21 protein-coding genes, 1 pseudogene and 1 riboswitch are annotated in these 17,862 nt (G+C 54.2%); of the genes and pseudogenes, 18 read left to right on the top strand and 4 right to left on the bottom strand.

Going from position 1 to position 17,862, the window contains the following annotated elements; translation table 11 throughout:
- Nucleotides 1–236 (top strand): transposase domain-containing protein (locus tag GTU67_RS13910; RefSeq protein WP_185780640.1); only part of this gene is annotated, 236 nt, incomplete at its 5' end.
- A gap of 18 nt (nt 237–254) precedes the next feature.
- Here GTU67_RS13910 and GTU67_RS13905 read toward each other — a convergent pair.
- Nucleotides 255–626 carry a hypothetical protein gene (locus tag GTU67_RS13905; protein ID WP_185780639.1) on the bottom strand — a complete coding sequence of 124 codons (372 nt, stop codon included), beginning with the start codon at nt 624–626 and terminating at the stop codon, nt 255–257.
- A gap of 858 nt (nt 627–1,484) precedes the next feature.
- On the opposite strand from GTU67_RS13905, the gene ccmA reads away from it, so the two are divergent.
- From ccmA to GTU67_RS13850, 11 genes and pseudogenes are all read left to right on the top strand, one after another.
- Nucleotides 1,485–2,099, top strand: a complete 615-nt coding sequence (gene ccmA, locus GTU67_RS13900) for a cytochrome c biogenesis heme-transporting ATPase CcmA (RefSeq protein ID WP_185780638.1) — start codon at nt 1,485–1,487, stop codon at nt 2,097–2,099.
- Nucleotides 2,096–2,779 carry a heme exporter protein CcmB gene (gene ccmB / locus GTU67_RS13895; RefSeq protein ID WP_123661235.1) on the top strand — a complete coding sequence of 228 codons (684 nt, stop codon included), beginning with the start codon at nt 2,096–2,098 and terminating at the stop codon, nt 2,777–2,779. Before ccmA ends, ccmB begins: the two co-directional genes overlap by 4 nt.
- On the top strand, nt 2,779–3,528 hold the full coding sequence (ccmC, locus tag GTU67_RS13890) for a heme ABC transporter permease CcmC (RefSeq protein WP_430459018.1): 750 nt from the start codon (nt 2,779–2,781) through the stop codon (nt 3,526–3,528). The genes ccmB and ccmC overlap by 1 nt, the downstream gene beginning before the upstream one ends.
- Nucleotides 3,525–3,707: a heme exporter protein CcmD gene (ccmD, locus tag GTU67_RS13885; RefSeq protein ID WP_123661233.1), complete on the top strand. Its 183-nt coding sequence runs from the start codon at nt 3,525–3,527 to the stop codon at nt 3,705–3,707. Before ccmC ends, ccmD begins: the two co-directional genes overlap by 4 nt.
- Complete coding sequence (gene ccmE, locus GTU67_RS13880) at nt 3,704–4,150, top strand: cytochrome c maturation protein CcmE (protein ID WP_123661232.1); 447 nt, start codon at nt 3,704–3,706, stop codon at nt 4,148–4,150. The genes ccmD and ccmE overlap by 4 nt, the downstream gene beginning before the upstream one ends.
- Before the next feature lie 5 nt (nt 4,151–4,155).
- Nucleotides 4,156–6,137: pseudogene (locus GTU67_RS13875) on the top strand (heme lyase CcmF/NrfE family subunit).
- Entirely contained in the window at nt 6,134–6,658 is a 525-nt protein-coding gene (locus GTU67_RS13870) for a DsbE family thiol:disulfide interchange protein (protein ID WP_011633191.1), read from the top strand. The pseudogene GTU67_RS13875 and the gene GTU67_RS13870 overlap by 4 nt, the downstream one beginning before the upstream one ends.
- Nucleotides 6,655–7,104 (top strand): cytochrome c-type biogenesis protein, encoded by a 450-nt coding sequence (locus GTU67_RS13865; protein ID WP_011633190.1) that lies wholly within the window; start codon nt 6,655–6,657, stop codon nt 7,102–7,104. Before GTU67_RS13870 ends, GTU67_RS13865 begins: the two co-directional genes overlap by 4 nt.
- Nucleotides 7,105–7,106: 2 nt before the next feature.
- Nucleotides 7,107–7,964: a c-type cytochrome biogenesis protein CcmI gene (ccmI, locus tag GTU67_RS13860; protein WP_123661230.1), complete on the top strand. Its 858-nt coding sequence runs from the start codon at nt 7,107–7,109 to the stop codon at nt 7,962–7,964.
- Nucleotides 7,965–7,983: 19 nt separating this feature from the next.
- Complete coding sequence (locus GTU67_RS13855; RefSeq protein WP_199722949.1) at nt 7,984–8,601, top strand: TlpA family protein disulfide reductase; 618 nt, start codon at nt 7,984–7,986, stop codon at nt 8,599–8,601.
- A 43-nt stretch (nt 8,602–8,644) separates the two neighbouring features.
- Nucleotides 8,645–9,391, top strand: coding sequence for a cytochrome c biogenesis CcdA family protein (locus GTU67_RS13850; protein ID WP_185780637.1), 747 nt, complete (start codon nt 8,645–8,647; stop codon nt 9,389–9,391).
- A 38-nt stretch (nt 9,392–9,429) separates the two neighbouring features.
- Here the strand turns inward: GTU67_RS13850 and GTU67_RS15415 are convergent, their stop codons facing one another.
- Nucleotides 9,430–9,651, bottom strand: a complete 222-nt coding sequence (locus tag GTU67_RS15415) for a GDCCVxC domain-containing (seleno)protein (RefSeq protein ID WP_123661228.1) — start codon at nt 9,649–9,651, stop codon at nt 9,430–9,432.
- Between the two features lie 322 nt (nt 9,652–9,973).
- Between GTU67_RS15415 and GTU67_RS13845 the strand changes: the two genes are divergently transcribed.
- The 3 genes from GTU67_RS13845 (at nt 9,974) to dsbD (ending at nt 13,084) form a co-directional block, all read left to right on the top strand.
- Nucleotides 9,974–10,300 (top strand): four-helix bundle copper-binding protein, encoded by a 327-nt coding sequence (locus GTU67_RS13845; RefSeq protein WP_123661227.1) that lies wholly within the window; start codon nt 9,974–9,976, stop codon nt 10,298–10,300.
- A gap of 408 nt (nt 10,301–10,708) precedes the next feature.
- Entirely contained in the window at nt 10,709–10,993 is a 285-nt protein-coding gene (locus GTU67_RS13840; protein WP_185780636.1) for a DUF2933 domain-containing protein, read from the top strand.
- Between the two features lie 138 nt (nt 10,994–11,131).
- A complete protein-coding gene (gene dsbD, locus GTU67_RS13835) occupies nt 11,132–13,084 on the top strand; it encodes a protein-disulfide reductase DsbD (protein ID WP_185780635.1) in 1,953 nt (650 codons plus the stop codon).
- Nucleotides 13,085–13,123: 39 nt separating this feature from the next.
- Here the strand turns inward: dsbD and GTU67_RS15710 are convergent, their stop codons facing one another.
- Entirely contained in the window at nt 13,124–13,276 is a 153-nt protein-coding gene (locus GTU67_RS15710; protein ID WP_370318065.1) for a metal-sensing transcriptional repressor, read from the bottom strand.
- A 45-nt stretch (nt 13,277–13,321) separates the two neighbouring features.
- On the bottom strand, nt 13,322–13,885 hold the full coding sequence (gene mntP / locus GTU67_RS13825; protein ID WP_123661225.1) for a manganese efflux pump MntP: 564 nt from the start codon (nt 13,883–13,885) through the stop codon (nt 13,322–13,324).
- Nucleotides 13,886–13,936: 51 nt separating this feature from the next.
- A riboswitch (yybP-ykoY riboswitch) is annotated at nt 13,937–14,064 on the bottom strand.
- Between the two features lie 327 nt (nt 14,065–14,391).
- On the opposite strand from mntP, the gene GTU67_RS13820 reads away from it, so the two are divergent.
- The 3 genes from GTU67_RS13820 (at nt 14,392) to GTU67_RS13810 (ending at nt 17,740) form a co-directional block, all read left to right on the top strand.
- The gene (locus GTU67_RS13820) at nt 14,392–15,414 is read left to right on the top strand and encodes a glycosyltransferase family 2 protein (RefSeq protein ID WP_185780634.1); all 1,023 of its coding nucleotides are present in this window, start codon (nt 14,392–14,394) and stop codon (nt 15,412–15,414) included.
- A 302-nt stretch (nt 15,415–15,716) separates the two neighbouring features.
- Nucleotides 15,717–16,412: a heavy metal response regulator transcription factor gene (locus GTU67_RS13815; protein ID WP_123661223.1), complete on the top strand. Its 696-nt coding sequence runs from the start codon at nt 15,717–15,719 to the stop codon at nt 16,410–16,412.
- Nucleotides 16,406–17,740 carry a heavy metal sensor histidine kinase gene (locus tag GTU67_RS13810; protein WP_185780633.1) on the top strand — a complete coding sequence of 445 codons (1,335 nt, stop codon included), beginning with the start codon at nt 16,406–16,408 and terminating at the stop codon, nt 17,738–17,740. Before GTU67_RS13815 ends, GTU67_RS13810 begins: the two co-directional genes overlap by 7 nt.
- The last annotated feature ends 122 nt before the right edge of the window (nt 17,741–17,862 follow it).

Below are 17,862 nucleotides of genomic sequence, written 5' to 3'. Positions count from 1 at the left end.
TCGACAACAATACCGCCGAGCGAGCGTTGCGCGGGGTAGCCCTGGGCAGGAAAAACTACCTGTTTCTGGGATCCGACGCGGGCGGTGAACGCGCGGCCACGATGTACAGCCTACTTGGCACAGCCAAATTGAACGATATCAATCCCCAAGCGTACCTGCGCCACGTCTTGAGCGTGATCGCCGACCATCCGGTGAACCGGGTTGACGATCTGCTGCCCTGGAACGTCGCGCTTTAAGTACCGGACAGCGGTTGCTCAATTCCACTCTTCGTGCTCAAGAGGGGCTGTTGAAAGATCCCAGATGGTCGAGTGGTATTGCACTTCAAACCACTCTAGGAACATCTTGCGAGTGCGACGCTTGGGCCAAAGTGCCTGGTCAGTGAACCAGCTGTTCAAAAAAGACGCAAACAATACGCTAAAGCGCTGGAGCGCCCATTGCTCGGCCTGCTCAGGCGTGTTAATGATGTCCGGCGATATAAGGTAGACCTCTTGTTCTTGGCGCAGCTCGTCCAAGGTAAGCCCCTCAATCGGTTGTGAATCAACACTCCTGATCCAGTCCAGCGCCGCTTGCTTGGGCACGATGAGAATCAAGTTGCGATTGATGGTGGCGTGATCAACTTCGGGCATGACTATTCAACGAAAAACACTGAGGAGTGGATTTTACTCATTGAGCAGCCTCACGCCCAAGTCAAGACGGTGTTCGCCGGGCGCTTACCATCTATGGATGTCGCAGAGCGCCTCGCTTTGGTGGACGAAGTAAGGGCGGAGACGCACGCTATCATCCAAGGCTTTCGGGATGGGGATTCTCTTGCGTTTTCTATGGAGACAAACATCGCGATTGCAAAGTAACCGACCCCCGGCCTCTACTTTTCATACCCTCGTTTGTAAGACACGCTTTTCACTTGCTACAATCGTCCATGCGATGAAGAAATTTCTCCTTATTTTTATGCTGGTCATGCTGCCGCTCCAGGCCTCCTGGGGCGTTGTGAGTGTATATTGCCAGCCAGAAAGGGAGATTTGCATCGAGCCCTGTTATAGCGAAGCTCAAGAGCAGCGTGTCTATTTAAACGACGGGTCCGAGCAAACTGGTTCAACCTCGGGTTTTTTGGACCAATACGAGCATTCTTGCCAAGCCCCAGCGGCGTCGATTCTTTCATCTTCAAATCAAACCATTCCTTCCTTATCGGCTAGTTTGGCCCTTCAGTTTCAAGAGGTGCCTTTGAGCTTGCCGACCTTGTCTGAGCGGCCTGAGCGGCCCCAGTGGCTTTTCGTTGCCTAAGCTGGCACGCCGCTGATTCGACTTTCCTCCTGCCCCACACCTACGTCCTCAGCGTCGTCGCGTTCAATTGACTTTGAGCGTGCGCCCAGCTACTTGCGACGGTAGCGCTTAGCCCCGCATGTAACGGATGGTCCGTTGCATATCGGCGCATAGCCAGAATACCGATATCACCTGGTGATTAACGTTTTTGCGAGCAAAGGTCGACGGTGCTTGAAGCCATCAATCTGGACTGCGTGCGCGGTGAGCGCCGCCTATTTCATAATCTAAGCTTTCAGCTCAAGGCAGGCGAGTGCCTGTTGGTGCGAGGCGAGAACGGTAGCGGCAAAACCAGTCTTTTGCGCATGCTGGTGGGGCTTACGCCTGCGGCTGCTGGGGCCGTTCATTGGCAGGGTAGTCCGATAAAACAGCTGGGCGATGAGTACCGTCGCGAGCTACTTTATTGTGGCCATCCTTTGGGCCTTAAAGATGCTCTAAGTGCCACGGAAAACCTAATTTCCAGTGTGGCGTTGGCTGACGAATCGGTTACCCAGGACGGCGTGCACGAAGCCTTACGCCAGGCTGGATTGCAGGGTAGGGAGCATCTGTCGGTGCGAGCCTTGTCGCAAGGGCAAAAGCGCCGTGTCAATCTGGCTAGGCTACTGCTGCAAAGGTGTGCTTTGTGGGTGTTGGATGAACCTCTGACTGCATTGGATACCCAAGCCAGCCTATGGGTTGTACGGGTGATTGACCAGCATCTGAGCAATGGCGGGATTGCAGTCTTGACGACGCATCAGGACTTGACCTTGGCAGGCACGACGCACGTTATACGGGTAGGCGTATGAGCGACTCCATTGGCTTATCCGTATTTCGAGGGGTAATACATCGAGATTTAAGGCTCGCCATGCGGCGCAAGTCCGATGTGCTGACACCGCTTTTTTTCTTTGTCATCGTGGTCAGCCTGTTTCCGTTGGGCATTGGTTCTGAGCGCGACATGTTGCGGCAGATCGCCCCAGGCATTCTTTGGGTGGCAGCACTGCTGGCGACCATGTTGTCGCTTGACCGGCTGTTTGAACAGGATTACGCCGACGGCACACTAGAGCAAATGGCTCTTTCGCCCGCTCCGTTGGGAACGCTGGTGCTCGGCAAGGTGGTCGCGTATTGGTTGTTGACGGGTTTCCCCTTGACGTTGCTGGCTCCGCTGCTGGCATTGCAATTCGATTTATCAACCCCTTCGTTACTGGTGCTGGCTGCATCGCTGGCTCTGGGTACGCCTGTGCTTAGCTTTATTGGCGCTATTGGGGCGAGTTTGACCCTGGGCCTGCGTGGCAGCAGCGCTCTGGTCGCCTTATTGGTGCTTCCGTTGTATGTGCCGGTGCTGATCTTTGGCGCGGGTTCGGTAGACGCTGCGACTGCCGGGCTGGGGGCCACGGCGCATCTATCGTTGCTGGGTGCTGTGCTGGTTTTAACTGGTTTTTTTGCCCCGTGGGCCACCACTGCGGCCTTACGGATAGCCTTGGAATAATGAGTAAGTACATGATTAATTGGTTTAAGTATTCCTCGCCCAAAACGTTTTACCCGCTTGCGGGCAAGCTGATTCCCTGGTTTGCGTCAGCCGCCGCGATTCTGGCGGTCCTAGGCATGTATGTGGGGTTTTTCATGGCGCCCACCGATGCTCAGCAAGGCGAGGGCTATCGCATTATTTTCCTGCACGTGCCGGTCTCCTGGATGTCGATGTTCATTTATCTGGTCATGGCGTTCTGGGCCGCGATAGGGCTGGCATTTAACAGTCGTTTAGCGGCCATGATGGCTACGGCCTTGGCTCCTACCGGCGCCATGTTCACTTTTCTTTCGCTTTGGACGGGCGCGTTGTGGGGCAAACCCATGTGGGGAACCTGGTGGGTTTGGGATGCGCGCCTGACTTCCGAATTGATACTTTTGTTTTTGTACATAGCGTTTATCGCGCTGCAGTCAGCGGTGGATGAGCCGCGCCGCGCCGATAAGGCCGGTGCCGTGCTTGCTCTCGTCGGCGTGGTGAATATCCCCATTATTTATTTCTCGGTGCAGTGGTGGAACACACTGCATCAAGGTGCATCTGTTTCGCTGACGCAAGCGCCCTCAATGGCAATGATCATGCTTGTCGGCATGCTGATTATGGCCTTGGCGTCATGGATGTATACGGTGGCGGTGGCTCTGATGCGCGTGCGCTGCATCATTTTGGAGCGCGAACACCATGCCGGATGGTTAGACGAATTGAAGGAGGTAAAGCAATGAATTGGACGAGTCCTGCTGAATTTTTTGCCATGGGCGGCTATGGGCAATATGTCTGGGGGTCAGTGGGCGTGGCCATGGTCGTGCTGTGCGCCGAATGGCTGTTGCTACGCCAGCGTCGCCGGGCGGCTTTATTGCACCTAAAGCGCCAGTTAATCCTGAAGAAAGAGGAATCACTATGAAAAAACGTCATAAGCGCCTTGCGCTCATAGGTGGTGGCCTGGCCGCATTGGGTATTGCCACCGCGCTAGTGCTGAATGCTTTTCAAAGCAATCTTGTGTTTTTCTTTACGCCTACGCAGGTGAGCGCGGGTGAAGCCCCGCAGGAGCGGACCTTTCGCGTCGGGGGCATGGTGCAAACCGGCAGCGTGCAACGACTAAGCGATGGGCTTACCGTCAAATTCGTGGTGACCGATACGGCCAAAATGGTACCGGTCACTTATACGGGAATATTGCCCGACCTGTTTAGTGAAGGCAAAGGGGTGGTGGCCCAAGGCAAGCTCGGGGTCGATGGGTTGTTCCGGGCGGAAGAGGTGCTTGCCAAACACGATGAGAACTATATGCCCCCTGAGGCGCAGCATGCGCTGGATGAGGCCGCCAAGAACACGATTACTGCGAGGCCATAACGCTCATGATTGCTGAACTCGGTCATTTTTCTCTGATTCTGACGCTATTCGTGGCGCTTGCGCAAGGGTGTTTAGCCCTCGCTGGCGCGGCGCGTGGCAATGCTGTCTGGATCGCCTTTGCTCGACCCGCCGCGCGCGTGCAGTTTCTTTTAATTATTGTCAGCTTCGCGACGCTGGGTTGGTCCTTCATTGTTAAGGATTTTTCGGTGGCTTACGTCGCCCAGAACTCCAACTCGCAACTGCCATTGCTTTACCGTATAGCCGCCGTCTGGGGTGGTCACGAGGGATCGCTCTTGCTGTGGCTACTGATGCAAACAGGCTGGGCGTATGCAGTAAGTGTGTTCTCAAAGCAGCTGCCCGATGTCATGGTGGCACGTGTATTGGGGGTGTTGGGCCTGGTCACCGCTGGATTCCTGCTCTTTGTGCTGCTTACCTCTAACCCGTTCGAGCGCCTGGTACCTGCGCCCATAGAGGGTATGGACTTGAATCCGCTACTGCAAGACATTGGATTGATATTTCATCCGCCCCTGCTGTACATGGGGTATGTCGGATTTTCTGTAGCGTTCGCATTTGCCATTGCCGCACTGCTGGCGGGGCAGCTTGACTCGACGTGGGCCCGTTGGTCCCGGCCCTGGGCGACGGCAGCGTGGTTGTTCCTGACCCTGGGTATCGCCTTGGGCAGTTGGTGGGCCTATTACGAACTGGGTTGGGGCGGCTGGTGGTTCTGGGATCCGGTAGAGAACTCTTCGTTTATTCCTTGGCTGGTAGGTACAGCGTTGATCCACTCCCTGGCGGTGACTGAAAAGCGTGCCAGCTTCAAGAACTGGACGGTGCTGCTTGCCATCAGTACGTTCTCGCTTTCATTACTGGGGGCTTTTCTTGTACGGTCTGGCGTGCTGACGTCAGTACACGCCTTCGCCACCGATCCGCGCCGAGGTGTGTTCATCTTGATGCTCTTTACCGTGGTGGTGGGCTCGTCCTTGTTTTTATTTGCACTGCGCGCGCCCAAAGTGGGCATGGGCGGGCGATTTGAGCTGATATCGCGTGAATCCCTCTTGCTGGTGAACAACGTATTGTTGGCCGTAGCAGCGGGTGCCGTGATTCTCGGAACGCTCTATCCGCTTTTCATTGATGCGCTCGGGTTAGGCAAACTTTCCGTGGGGCCGCCATACTTTAATGCCGTTTTCATACCGCTGATGGTGCCGGCGCTGCTTCTCATGGCGGTAGGTCCGGTGGCTAACTGGAAGTCGGCCAAGATAAGCGCTCTGATGAAACACCTGCATGTCCCGGCTGTAGTGGCGCTTGTGGTCGGTGTTGGCGCACCGTTCATGCTGGGGCGTTGGTCGGCGCTGGTGGCTTTGGGCTTGGCACTGGCCACGTGGATTGCCACTGCGGTGGTTAAGGGCATCGTTGACCGTATGCGGGCTACGCGCACTGGGCTACGCGCACTGGGCTGCGAGCCCAACCGCGTAGCTGGCTAGGCATGCATCTGGCCCATTTAGGTATTGCCGTGTTTGTGGCGGGAGTGACGCTCGTCATGGGCTATGAAACTGAACAGGACGTTCGTATGACGCCTGGCAGCACGGTGAGCACAGGGGGTTATGACTTGAAGTTTCTAGGCGTCAATAAAGCACAGGGACCTAATTATATTGCAGAAATAGGTGACATCGAGCTGTCCCGAGATGGTCAGATCTTGCGTTTACTTCATCCCGAAAAACGTAGCTATATCTCCTCGGAAATGCCCATGACAGAAGCAGCCATTGACGCCAACGGATTGCGTCACGTGTACGTTGCCCTGGGTGAGCCCCTCGCCGACGGCGCCTGGAGCGTGCGTGTTTACTACAAACCATTCGTTGATTGGATCTGGATTGGTTGCATCTTGATGGCGCTGGGTGGGCTGTTAGCTATCAGTGATCGTCGCTATCGACTTAAGAAGCGTCGCGAACGTAAGGCCGTCTTGGTTGCCGCAGGAGGGACCACAGCATGAGCCGCTTTGTATGGCCGTTGGTCGGCTTTATTGTACTGGTGGGCTTCCTGGCGTTCGGTTTGACCCTGAAGCCCAGCGAAGTCCCTTCGCCTTTTATTAACAAGCCGGCGCCAAGCTTCACCTTGCCCCAGTTGGCGTCGCCAGAAGATACGTTTTCACCAGAAGCCATGAAAGGCAAAGTATGGCTGCTGAATGTGTGGGCCTCCTGGTGTTATGCCTGCCTTGAAGAGCATCCCGTGATTACGGCTTTGGCTAAAACACATGGGGTACCCATTGTCGGCCTTAACTACAAGGATATACGCGGGGAAGCCATTTCGTGGTTGGAACGCCATGGCAATGGATATGTGTTGTCCGTATCCGATACGCAAGGGCGTGTGGGCATCGACTATGGCGTTTATGGCGTGCCCGAGACCTTTGTTATCGATAAGGACGGCTTCATTCGTTACAAGCACATCGGTGCAGTAACCGATAGTGCTGTACGCGACACGATACTACCGCTGATACGGGAGCTTGAGCAATGAAACGTTGGTGGCTGACATTATTGTGCGCGGTCATCGCCTTGCCATCGTGGGCGGATAACGGCGCGGCGGAAAAGCGCATGTTGGATATTGCTGGCGAGCTGCGCTGCCTGGTGTGCCAGAACGAATCAATCGCGGCCTCGCGCGCCGACCTGGCCGTGGATTTGCGTCAGCAGATACGCGAACAGATTCAAGTGGGCAAAAGCGATGCCGAGATCAGAGCCTATATGGTTGATCGTTATGGTGATTTCGTACTCTATCGCACGCCATTAAAAGCCACCACGCTGTTGCTATGGTTTGGCCCCATGTTGCTGCTGGCCTTTGGGCTCCTCGTTCTGGCGACAACATTGCGCCGCCGAAAAAGCAGTGTGGCTGACGCATTGTTAAGCGACGATGAGCGCAAGAGGGCGCAGGCGCTGCTAGCGCAAACCACGGACAACGGAACATAACCATGAATTTGATTTTTATCCTGATTGCTTCATTACTTGCTTCTGGTGTCACCTTGTGGCTCGGGCTTGCTCTGTGGCGTGGACCCAAGCTGAATAGCAGCATCGAGCATCACGCCGTCAATGCGACGGTGCTGCGCGACCAATTGGCTGAGCTGGAGCAAGATCGCGCTAACGGTATATTGTCTTTGCACGATCACGCTGCGGCCCAACAAGAACTGCAACGACGTGTGCTTGATGAGGCAACACCCGCTCAGGATACCGGGCAACGGCGCCAGAGCAGCAAGTCAGCCGCGATAGCGCTGGCCATCGTCTTACCCGTGGCAGCAACGCTTACCTATCTGGCGATAGGGAACCCCGCTGCGATTACGCCACCGCCGGCGCAAAGTGCTCCCGCTATGACACAAGCCGATGTGCAGGCGATGGTGGACTCGCTCGCTGCGAGGCTGGCGCGCAATCCTAATGACGCGCCTGGTTGGCTCATGCTGGCGCGCTCATATCGCTATTTTGAAAAATATGAAGACGCGGCTGCCGCCTTTGCCAAAGCGGCGACCGTCATCCAGTCGGATCCTTTGGCGTTGTCCGAATTTGCCGAAACACTCGCCAGAAGCAATCAAGCTGGCTTTAAAGGGGAGCCGACGCAATTGCTGGAGCGCGCACTATCGCTCAATCCCCGGGAACCATTCGCCCTGACTTTGGCGGGCGCCGCAGCGCTTGAGCGCCAAGACTATCCGGCAGCGATTGACTATTGGCAACAGTTATTCGACCTGCTTCCGCCTGACTCGGACGCCGCGCGGGCTGTCGCAGACAGCATAGAGCGAGCTCGTCGAGCACAAGCCGAAACGGTAACCCCCAAGAACTGATGGATGCTGAACGTTAACAATGAAGAACTCTTTTAAGATAATTGCTTGGGCAGCAGTGGCGTTAATCAGCGTGATCGCCATCGCGACCGTTTTGTTTTTGTACCAACGTAACAATGCCTCGAAAAATCTCCTAGGTGGAGTACTTAATGTTGCGGTGGACATAGGGGGGCAGCGATTCATGCGCTGGCATACGCCACGTGAACTGCCTTTGCTCTCCTTCCGGGATGCGACGGGCAAGACCGTGACTTTGGCCGATTTTGAAGGCCGTGTCATATTGCTTAATGTCTGGGCGACCTGGTGCCCCCCGTGTCGGGAGGAGATGCCATCGTTGGACCGGTTAAATGCCAAGCGTGGCGGTCCAGACTTTGAAGTCGTTGCCCTGTCGATTGATCGGGATCCTGATTTGATCAAACCGTTCTATCAGGATTTTGGTATTCGAACGTTAAAGCATTACGTTGACCCGACGACAAGGGTTTCAGACACGCTGCGTGCGCCGGGCGTGCCAACAACGCTATTGATTGATCGAGAAGGGCGCGAAATCGGCAGGGCGATGGGGCCCGCTGCCTGGGATGGCCCGCAAGTTGAAGCATTAATTGATGGCGCACTGCTGCACGCCTCTATTCGGGACTCAAAGTGATGCGAGATAAGAATAAAGCAGACTACCAACTGGGGATGATGCGATGCTTGAATTAACTGTCATTGGGCTATTAACGGCGTTTTTCGCCGGTATTGCTTCCTTCCTATCGCCCTGTGTTTTACCGCTCGTGCCAGGTTACCTCTCCTATATTGCGGGCGATTCGGTTCAGTCCAGTACCTCTCATACTGAAGCACGTGTGGCTCGCTGGCGAGCATTGGGCCTTAGTGCGTGTTTCGTTGCTGGCTTCTCCATGGTGTTTCTGATCTTAGGGGCCAGCATCACCGCAATTGGGCGTTTGTTTCTATCGTATCGCTATGAACTGAATATTGCCGCGGGAGGCGTTATTGTCATCGCCGGCCTGATGATTATGGGCGTCATACGTGCCCCGCTATGGATGCAGCGTTACTACCGCTTCGAGCCGCGTAGAGGTAGCGGTAAGCCTTGGTCGGCGACCGTGCTTGGCATGGCGTTCGGTTTCGGTTGGACGCCGTGTATTGGTCCCGTGCTCGGCGGTATTTTGATACTCGGTGCCACTTCCGAGAGTTTGGGACAGGGGGTACTGCTTTTGGGGGTCTATGCACTGGGGCTAGGTGTACCGTTCCTTCTTTCCGCGTACTTCATGACGCCGTTTATGCGTCGGCTAGGTTCGCTGCGCCGGACGGGGCGCTACCTTCAGATAACCACCGGCGCGATTCTGGTACTGATGGGCATTGCGGTAGCAAGTGGACAGTTGGTGCGTTTTGCTATTTGGTTACTGAGGACGTTTCCGGCGCTTGGGGCGATTGGGTAGTTGCGTGGTCTTCCGTGTTTCGCCTCTTGAGGTTCCGATCAGCTACAACAGCCTTTCTGTCTGCTGTGTTCTTGAACTGGCGGACAGGGTACGGAACCGTACGAACAATAAACACAGCAGTCGCCGGGTTGCGGCTTCAAAACAGCCCGGCATTGCTCGCACTCGTAGAACCATTGGCAGGCGTTAGTTGGCATAGTTTCCGTTTTGACATACCCACATTCAGGGCAGGTCAGCGTCGATTCTAGGACAACAGTGCTCATTTCATGTTCCTCATCTTCAGGGATGTGTGCATGGTCGTGCTCCAGAAAGGTGTAGGACCATTCGGCACGCGCAATGCCTGCACAGGCTCCAACCATGGGGTATTGATTGTGTTACGGAACTACAGTGGTACTACTGACGTCAACATAACGCAAGCATTAAAAATTTGTAATATGAGGTGAATGTAGAACACAGATTGCGTGAAGAAAACGAGATTATAGAGCAGAGTATTGCGCTTAAGGCATTGAAGTTGCTGGATTAGGCAAGTGGCATCGCATAGCGGAGCCACTTGATAATCACACCGTAAGTTCTTTGGAGATTAATATGCCTCATGAAAGGTTTCAATCATGCATCGACGCTTGTTATGCTTGCGCTACCGAATGCGACCACTGCGCTGTTTCATGCCTGGGGGAACAAGACGTCAAAGCGATGGCACGCTGCATAAAGCTAGACATGGACTGCGCGCAAATTTGCCGCCTAGCGGCCAGTTATATGGCCAGGGACAGTGAGTTTGCCCAAGCCCTTTGTCGCCTGTGCGCCGATGTTTGCCAAGCTTGCGCGGATGAGTGCGCCAAGCACCAAATGGATCACTGCCAGCGCTGCGCCGAGGCTTGCCGCAAATGTGCCGAAGCGTGTAGGCGGATGGCATAGATGAACTACTGGGCGTACAGTACGCCCGATGCACGATGTGCTTTTTGATCAGCGCCTAGTCTGGCCAGAATGGCCGGACGGCGCTCAAACGCTGTAGCGCTGTCCGCTTAACTTGGTCCTCATCACGTTTATCAGCAGAGTAGACGTTCCCACAGAGACAATGTCAACCGGCAGATTTTTCGCCCACTGTATATATGGAACGCTTTGTCTTTTGTTCACTAGTGCTGCTGAAACGGGGCGACCGCTTTGTACATATAGCAACAAATTTTTTCCTCCCTCGAGCTCCTTTTCAAAGATGACGAAGATGTAATGTCCGCGCAATCTGCCTGACAGCAGCGAAGTATTACAGTAGGCTCGTCGCTGGATTTCTGCATAACTCATCCGCCACGCAAGTATAAGGAGCCAACAATGAAATGTGATATGAAGACGATGCTCAAGGCCGGTCTTGGGCTAGCCGTGTTGATTGCTGTCGCCTATGCAGCGTTGCCGGATGCTCGTGAGTGGATTACTGCGGCAAGCCCGTTCTTATTCTTCTTGATCTGTCCGTTGATGATGTTTTTCATGATGAAAGGCATGCAGTCGGGCCACAGCGATAACGAATCAAAGACGAGTGAACCCGCCCAAGCGCCAATGCCGGAAGTCGCTAATGTTGGGGACTACCCACGTGCACTAGAGCACAAGAAAGCACCTTGATACTGGAGCAGGCCATGGGAACCAGACTCACACGAATAGTTCTCCTGGCGCTAGCTGTAATTGGGTTGGTCGCTATTTTCGCCTTCGTTTTCATGGGCATCATAATGTTCTGAATGATGAGTAATTGAAGTGAACTCTATGCGTTTTCTGATAGCCATGCTGGTGTTGGCACTGGCGTGGTTACCTGGCGTTAGCTCCGCACAATTTTCTGAAATGCCAGCCGAGTCCACCGGTATTACAGAGTCGGTTTCTGCTTCCTCGGACAGTGGGATTCTAGGCCCCATGCGAAGTTGGTTTGGTGGCGAGAACTCTGACCAAGAGCTGTTGCCACCAGACGAAGCGTTCAAAGTCTCGGTGAGGGCACGCGACGCCGATACGCTGGTCGCTACGCTCACTGCAGCAGACGGCTATTATCTTTATCGGGATAGGATTGCGTTCGCTCTTCAGGCGTCATCCAGCGCAGCGATCAAGAACGTCGCGCTACCCCAAGGTAAGCTTAAGGATGACCCCACTTTTGGGCATGTCGAGGTGTATTACGGATCTGTCCAGATCCCAATTACGTTAAATCGGCTGTCTGGATCCATTTCCGATCCGCTGATTCTGCAAGCCTCCTATCAGGGTTGTAACGATCCGACCGGAGTCTGCTATCCACCAATAAATAAAACGCTGTCGGTAGTGCTTGTCGAGGCAGCCCAAACCAGCGCCGCCTCAGAAGGTGCTAACGTCGCGCAAGCTCAAGCGAGTAGCGGCATCCCGCGAAGCACTGCCAAGGTCCAAGTCTCGGAAAAAAGCCTCGTACGAGATCTGTTCGCTCAGGACAATGCGTGGGCGCTTATAGCCACCTTCTTTGGTTTTGGCTTGGTTCTCGCGTTTACCCCCTGCATGCTGCCCATGATTCCGATCCTGTCGGGAATGATTATTGGGCAGGGGCGCTCGTTAAGCCGCCGCCAAGCGTTCGGACTTTCTTTGGTCTATGTGATGGCCATGGCCATAACTTATGCGCTCGCCGGTGTGGCCGCGGGATTAGCAGGGACGATGCTCTCGGCGTACCTGCAAAACCCGTGGGTGTTGGGCAGTTTTGCCCTCATCTTCGTGTTGCTTGCGCTGTCCATGTTCGGCTTTTATCAGCTTCAGATACCCGCTTCCATCCAAAGTCGCCTAGCGGGCGCCGCAAACCGGTCTGCCGGCGGCAAGGTCTTGAGCGTATCCGTTATGGGTGTGCTATCCGCCGTCATTGTCGGGCCGTGCGTAGCGGCACCTCTGGCCGGAGCACTGCTTTACATCGGGCAGACAGGAGATGTCGTGCTGGGTGGCTTGGCGCTTTTCTCGCTGGCCATAGGGATGGGTGTTCCGCTTCTGATCTTTGGCACCACAGCGGGTGCGCTTCTGCCTAAGGCCGGCTCGTGGATGAAATCAGTGCAGCACTTTTTTGGTGTCACGATGCTGGCGGTGGCCATCTACCTGATTTCCCCGGTGATACCTTCTGTCGTCCACATGAGCTTATGGGCCGCTTTGCTCATTATTTCTGCGATGTACTTGAAGGCATTGGACCCGCTACCAGACGGTTCGGCTGGCTTTGTACGTTTGGGCAAAGGGGTAGGGGTTATTGCGCTCAGTTCAGGTTTGGCGCTGCTTATCGGCGTGCTGTCAGGAGGCCGCGATGTGCTGCAGCCCCTACGCAGTTTAAGCGGTCCAGGTGCTGCAGCCATGCAGGATATCGGCTCGACCGAGCTGCAGTTCAAGAAAGTCACGAGCCTTGCCGACCTTGAGTCGCAATTGCAGGGGGCTGAAGGCCGCTATGTCATGCTCGATTTCTGGGCAGACTGGTGCATCTCGTGCAAGGAGATGGAGCGCTTCACGTTTACCGATGCCCAGGTGAGAAAGCGCCTGAAAGACGTCGTGTTGCTTAAAGCCGATGTGACCGCGAACGATGCCGAGGATCAAGCACTGCTTAAACGTTTTGGGCTCTTTGGCCCGCCAGGCATTATCTTTTTCGACAGACAAGGGGCGGAGATCGACTTTCAGGTTATCGGGTTTCAGGCGCCCCAGAAGTTCTTGCGCTCTTTAGACTCGGTCATGCCGGGTCAGTGAGGTCGAGGGCCAGACGCTCAGTTAAGTCACCCTGGAGCTTTACTTTAGGTAGGATCGCAGCACCTTAGCCAGCTGGTTGACCCCCTGTTCGCGTTCTGCCGCTGACAAACCCGCCGCAGCGATGTGCTCCCGAATCTGGCCTTCCAGCACCTTAATCATTAGGCCATGTATCGTGCCGCGGATCGCTGCAATCTGCTGGGGTATCCCTCTTTAGCGTCGCCCAAGTTCATTTGCTTCTTACATGGTGAGGTGTTCATACAGAATGACCGTACCAACGCCCATTAATGCCAACCCGCCAAGAATCTCCGCCCACTTGCCGGCCACATTGCCGATCAACCGGCCGACCATGACACCGAGCGTCACCATTACGAACGACGCCAAGCCAATGGCCGCAGCGGTTATCAGGATATTGTTATCGATAAAGGCCAGGCTGACGCCCACGGCCATCGCATCAATGCTGGTGGCGAACCCCGTGGCGGCAAGTAACCAAAACGAGTGACGGATCGCAGGAGTGGATTCGGCTTCTTTAGCCCGAAGGCCGGTGCGAATCATCAACACGCCCAAAATCGATAGGAGGGTGAAAGCGATCCAGTGATCCCAGTCTGCAACGAACTCGGCTGCGATGGAACCTAGAGCCCATCCGACTAACGGCGTGATGGCCTCGATTACACCAAAAATAATTCCGGTTCTTAGCGCTTCTGATAGGCGAGGATTGCGAAGGGCAGTACCTTTGCCCACGGCGGCCGCAAACGCGTCGGTAGACATGGCCAACGCCAGGATCATCATAGAAACAAAATTCATGAGGGAGTGGTTCCAGCCGAGCGACACATGGACTTTCCGGTACGGCTCGGCAGCGCACTAGAAAAGTCTATGGTCTCACCATGCCTTTCGGCCGCTTGCGCCATGGCTTTGGAGCCAAGAATGTTGACGCAACTCTTTCGCGCCAAGTCGAAAGTAGGCTACTCCCCAAAGAGGACGGCTAATTCTATCACTTGGCAGCAAAGTCCAGGGATGCCGGACGATTTGAACTGAACCGTGGTGTGCAAAGCGTTAGAGTAAGAACGGTAAATTCCAGCTCGAATAGGGAATCATGGGGTTGGCGATCCGAGACTCCAAAGGCATTGCCAATGGACCGGCAAGCTTACGTTCCAGATGGATTACAAAAAAGTAATTGAGCCGTCACTGAACTGACGGTTTTGCTTAATTAGAATTGAAACTATATGGCGAGAACCATGCAAGGCTCGTTTCCTACATCAACGCCGCAATTGCGGTGATGAATGTCATTCGTTACATAAGGGTTGTGTTCCATGAGCGCGTTGGTCGAGATAATGAGCCCCGAGTTAGATAAGGGTGACATGACGGAGTTGTCGGTAGTGATTCCGTTGTACAACGAGCAGGAGGTCATCACGGTTATGTACGAACGGTTGACCGCTGTGCTCACCGGCCTACGGGTTACTTATGAACTGGTCTTAGTGGACGATGGTAGTGGCGACGGTACGCCCGCTGTGATGAGACGGTTGGCCAATGATGACTCGGCTGTCACGGCTGTATTTCTAAGCAGAAACTTTGGAAAGGAAGCGGCTCTGACAGCGGGCCTAGCGCATGCCGTCGGCGCCGCGGTCGTCATCATGGATGCCGACTTGCAGGATCCTCCAGAATTAATCCCCAAAATGATGCAAGCCTGGAACGAAGGCGCGGACGTCGTTTGTATGCGCCGCAGCTCAAGAGCAGGCGAAACCTGGTTCAAGCGCCGCAGCGCGCATCACTTCTACCGCGTGCTCAATGCTGTCAGCGATGTGGAGATCCCACCCGATACCGGCGATTTTCGCTTGTTAAGCCGCAAGGCTATCTATGCCCTGCAACAGTTGAACGAGCGGAATCGCTACATGAAAGGCTTGTTTGCCTGGATAGGCTTGCCCACGACAGTCATTGAGTATGATCGGATGCCGCGTGTGGCGGGCACTACCAAATGGAACTACGCCAGCCTGTTTAACCTCGCCTTTCAGGGCATTACTTCTTTCTCCACCGCTCCGCTGCGCCTTGTCGTCGCTGGAGGCCTGCTGACGGCATTTCTTGGCATTATTTTCGCCCTGTGGATTGTTGCCAAGACGCTTGTCTTCGGCGACCCAGTGCAAGGTTACCCTTCCCTCATTGCCATGATTACATTTCTTGGTGGTGCCCAATTGCTGTCAATTGGGCTGCTTGGCGAGTACATCGGCAAGACTTATTACGAAACTAAGCAACGTCCCGTGTATTTGGTGCATGAGGTGCTGAAGCGAGGAAGAGTAGTGGACCAAATGACTGCCAGTTCCGAGCGCTCACATGCATAAAATAGTCTCATATAGACCACTTGAACGGTGACGCATTGCGACGAGGCCTAAATATGTCAAAAATGTGATGGTAGCGACCATCCCATTGTTAGTGGCAGTTCACACGCCAAACTACATATGCGGCCGAGATTACGAATTTGTAATGATTGTGTTCGTCTAATGACAGGCTGAATAACGTAACGTATACAGTTGCGAGAATACCGTGCGTTAGGAACGAGCTGCTAGTTACGACAGCAGATGCGGTGTCGCCTCACGCGCCACTGTGCGCTCAGCCCTTATCCCATGGAGGAATCACACCCGCAATGAAAGTTCTTGTGGTCGAAGATGAAAGAAAGCTTGCGGACTACTTACGTCGAGCATTGACGGAACATGGCTATGTGGTTGATGTGGCTGGCGATGGCAGGGAAGGTCTATATTTCGCACGGGAAACCCCATACGATCTTATCCTTCTGGATGTAATGTTGCCGGGTATGGATGGATTTCAACTATTACGCGAGCTGCGCAAGCAGAGTCGTGTGCCAGTGCTCATGCTTAGCGCAAGAGACCGGGTTGAAGACCGGGTAAGAGGGCTGGAGGATGGCGCTGACGATTACCTTCCCAAGCCCTTCTCGCTGACCGAGCTCATGGCTCGGATCTTCGCGTTGGTTCGTAGGAACGATCCTGCAAACTTGACTGACTCCCACACGAATATCGTTCGCGTAGCTGATCTAGAGTTGGATCTTCTGCGCCGACGCGTCTATCGGAACGAGCAGCCGATCAACTTGACTGTGAAGGAGTTCGCTTTGCTCCAGTTGTTCATGCGAAAGCGTGGCCAAGTCTTGTCTCGGCAGACTTTAGCGGAACAGGTATGGGATATTAATTTCAACAATAATACTAACGTAGTTGAAGCGGCCGTGCGGCGATTACGCGCAAAGGTGGATGGCCCGTTCGAGAACAAACTCATACACACCGTGCGCGGCATGGGCTATGTAATTGAGGCTCGGGATGCCGAATGTTGAGTTGCTCAAACTCAATTCGAGGCCGACTTTCGCGCTGGCTCGCGATACAGACCTTGGTAAGTGTAGGACTGATCTGTACAGCTGTCTATCTTGTTATTAGTTCGAATTTCGCGACCCGTCAGACCGAGCTTTTGGCGGAAAAGCAGAGGGCGATTCTGCATTTAACTACGGAAAATGTATCTAAAGATAGCTTCGAATCGTTGCAACATCAGCTCTTGGATTTCTTCCATGGCCATCCAGAGCTCTCGCTGGTTCTGCAAAGTAGCAGTGTGACCCAGACGTTTGGCAAAAGACCATTAAACGCCAAGGAAAGCATGTTTCGGCAGCTTACGTTTATGCTACCCGAGTATGGACTATCGACGGGACCGCTCCAAGCGCAACTGAGCATGGACATCACTTCCGACGTCCGTTTTCTCAAGCGCTTGGCACTGGCTCTGTTTATCGGCGCAATTTTAGGCGCAGTACTCGCATCGTTAGGTGCCGCGTGGTTGGTTCGCAGGGCGCTGACTCCGATCGATGTATTGAGTCGCCAGGTCGCGAAACTGTCTCCGGAACGGCTTGGCGAGCGACTGGAGACGAAGGCCCCTCCGGCAGAAATTCTACCGTTGATGGTCCAGTTCAACGCGTTGCTTGAACGTATCGAAGGTGCCTATGCTCAGATGGAGGAATTTAATGCCAATCTGGCCCATGAGCTAAGGACGCCGTTGGCAACGCTGATTGGTGAAACCGAGCTGGCATTAAGTTCGAAACGCTATGAGCACTCGCTTAACGAAATGCTCGCTTCTAATCTAGAAGATCTACACAGAATGGAAAGAGTCATAAGCGACATATTGCTCCTCGCACGGGCCGATGGCGGCACGAGAATTAAGACAGAACAGACCAACAGTATTGCCATTACAATCCAGGAGGTTATGGATTATCACGAGGCTCAGGCCGAAGAGGCTGATGTGAAATTACTGCTTGTGGGCGACGCCTCAGCAATGATTAGCCGTACGCTTTTTCAACGCGCCGTGTCGAATCTACTATCAAATGCGATCCGGCACGCCGACGCGTTCAGCGACGTGCTGATTGTCGTGGAATCAGCAGGCGAAGAAGTGCGGATCGCAGTTTGTAATCTTGGCACGCCTGTCGCACAAGAGCACCTGGTAAGGTGCTTTGAGCGGTTCGTCAGGTTACCGGCAGAGCGGGTGTCTAGTGATCAAGATCATTTTGGTCTGGGGTTAGCGATCGTTGCCGCGATAGCTCGAATGCATGGCGGAAAAACGTTTTGTAGGACGGTCGATCGATTGGTTACTATGGGGTTTACAGTGGCTCGACCACTACATTAGTTTTGGTATTCGTGTTCGGATATTAACCGCGCCATACATGGGAATGACCGCCTAGGTGTTAGATAAGAATACCGCGCACAAGTGTAGCTATGCGCGGTGACTATTGCTACTCCTTCATGGAG

Source organism: Pusillimonas minor (assembly GCF_014237865.1).
Taxonomy (GTDB): domain Bacteria; phylum Pseudomonadota; class Gammaproteobacteria; order Burkholderiales; family Burkholderiaceae_B; genus Neopusillimonas; species Neopusillimonas minor.
This window is presented reverse-complemented; position numbering and strand designations above follow the sequence as displayed.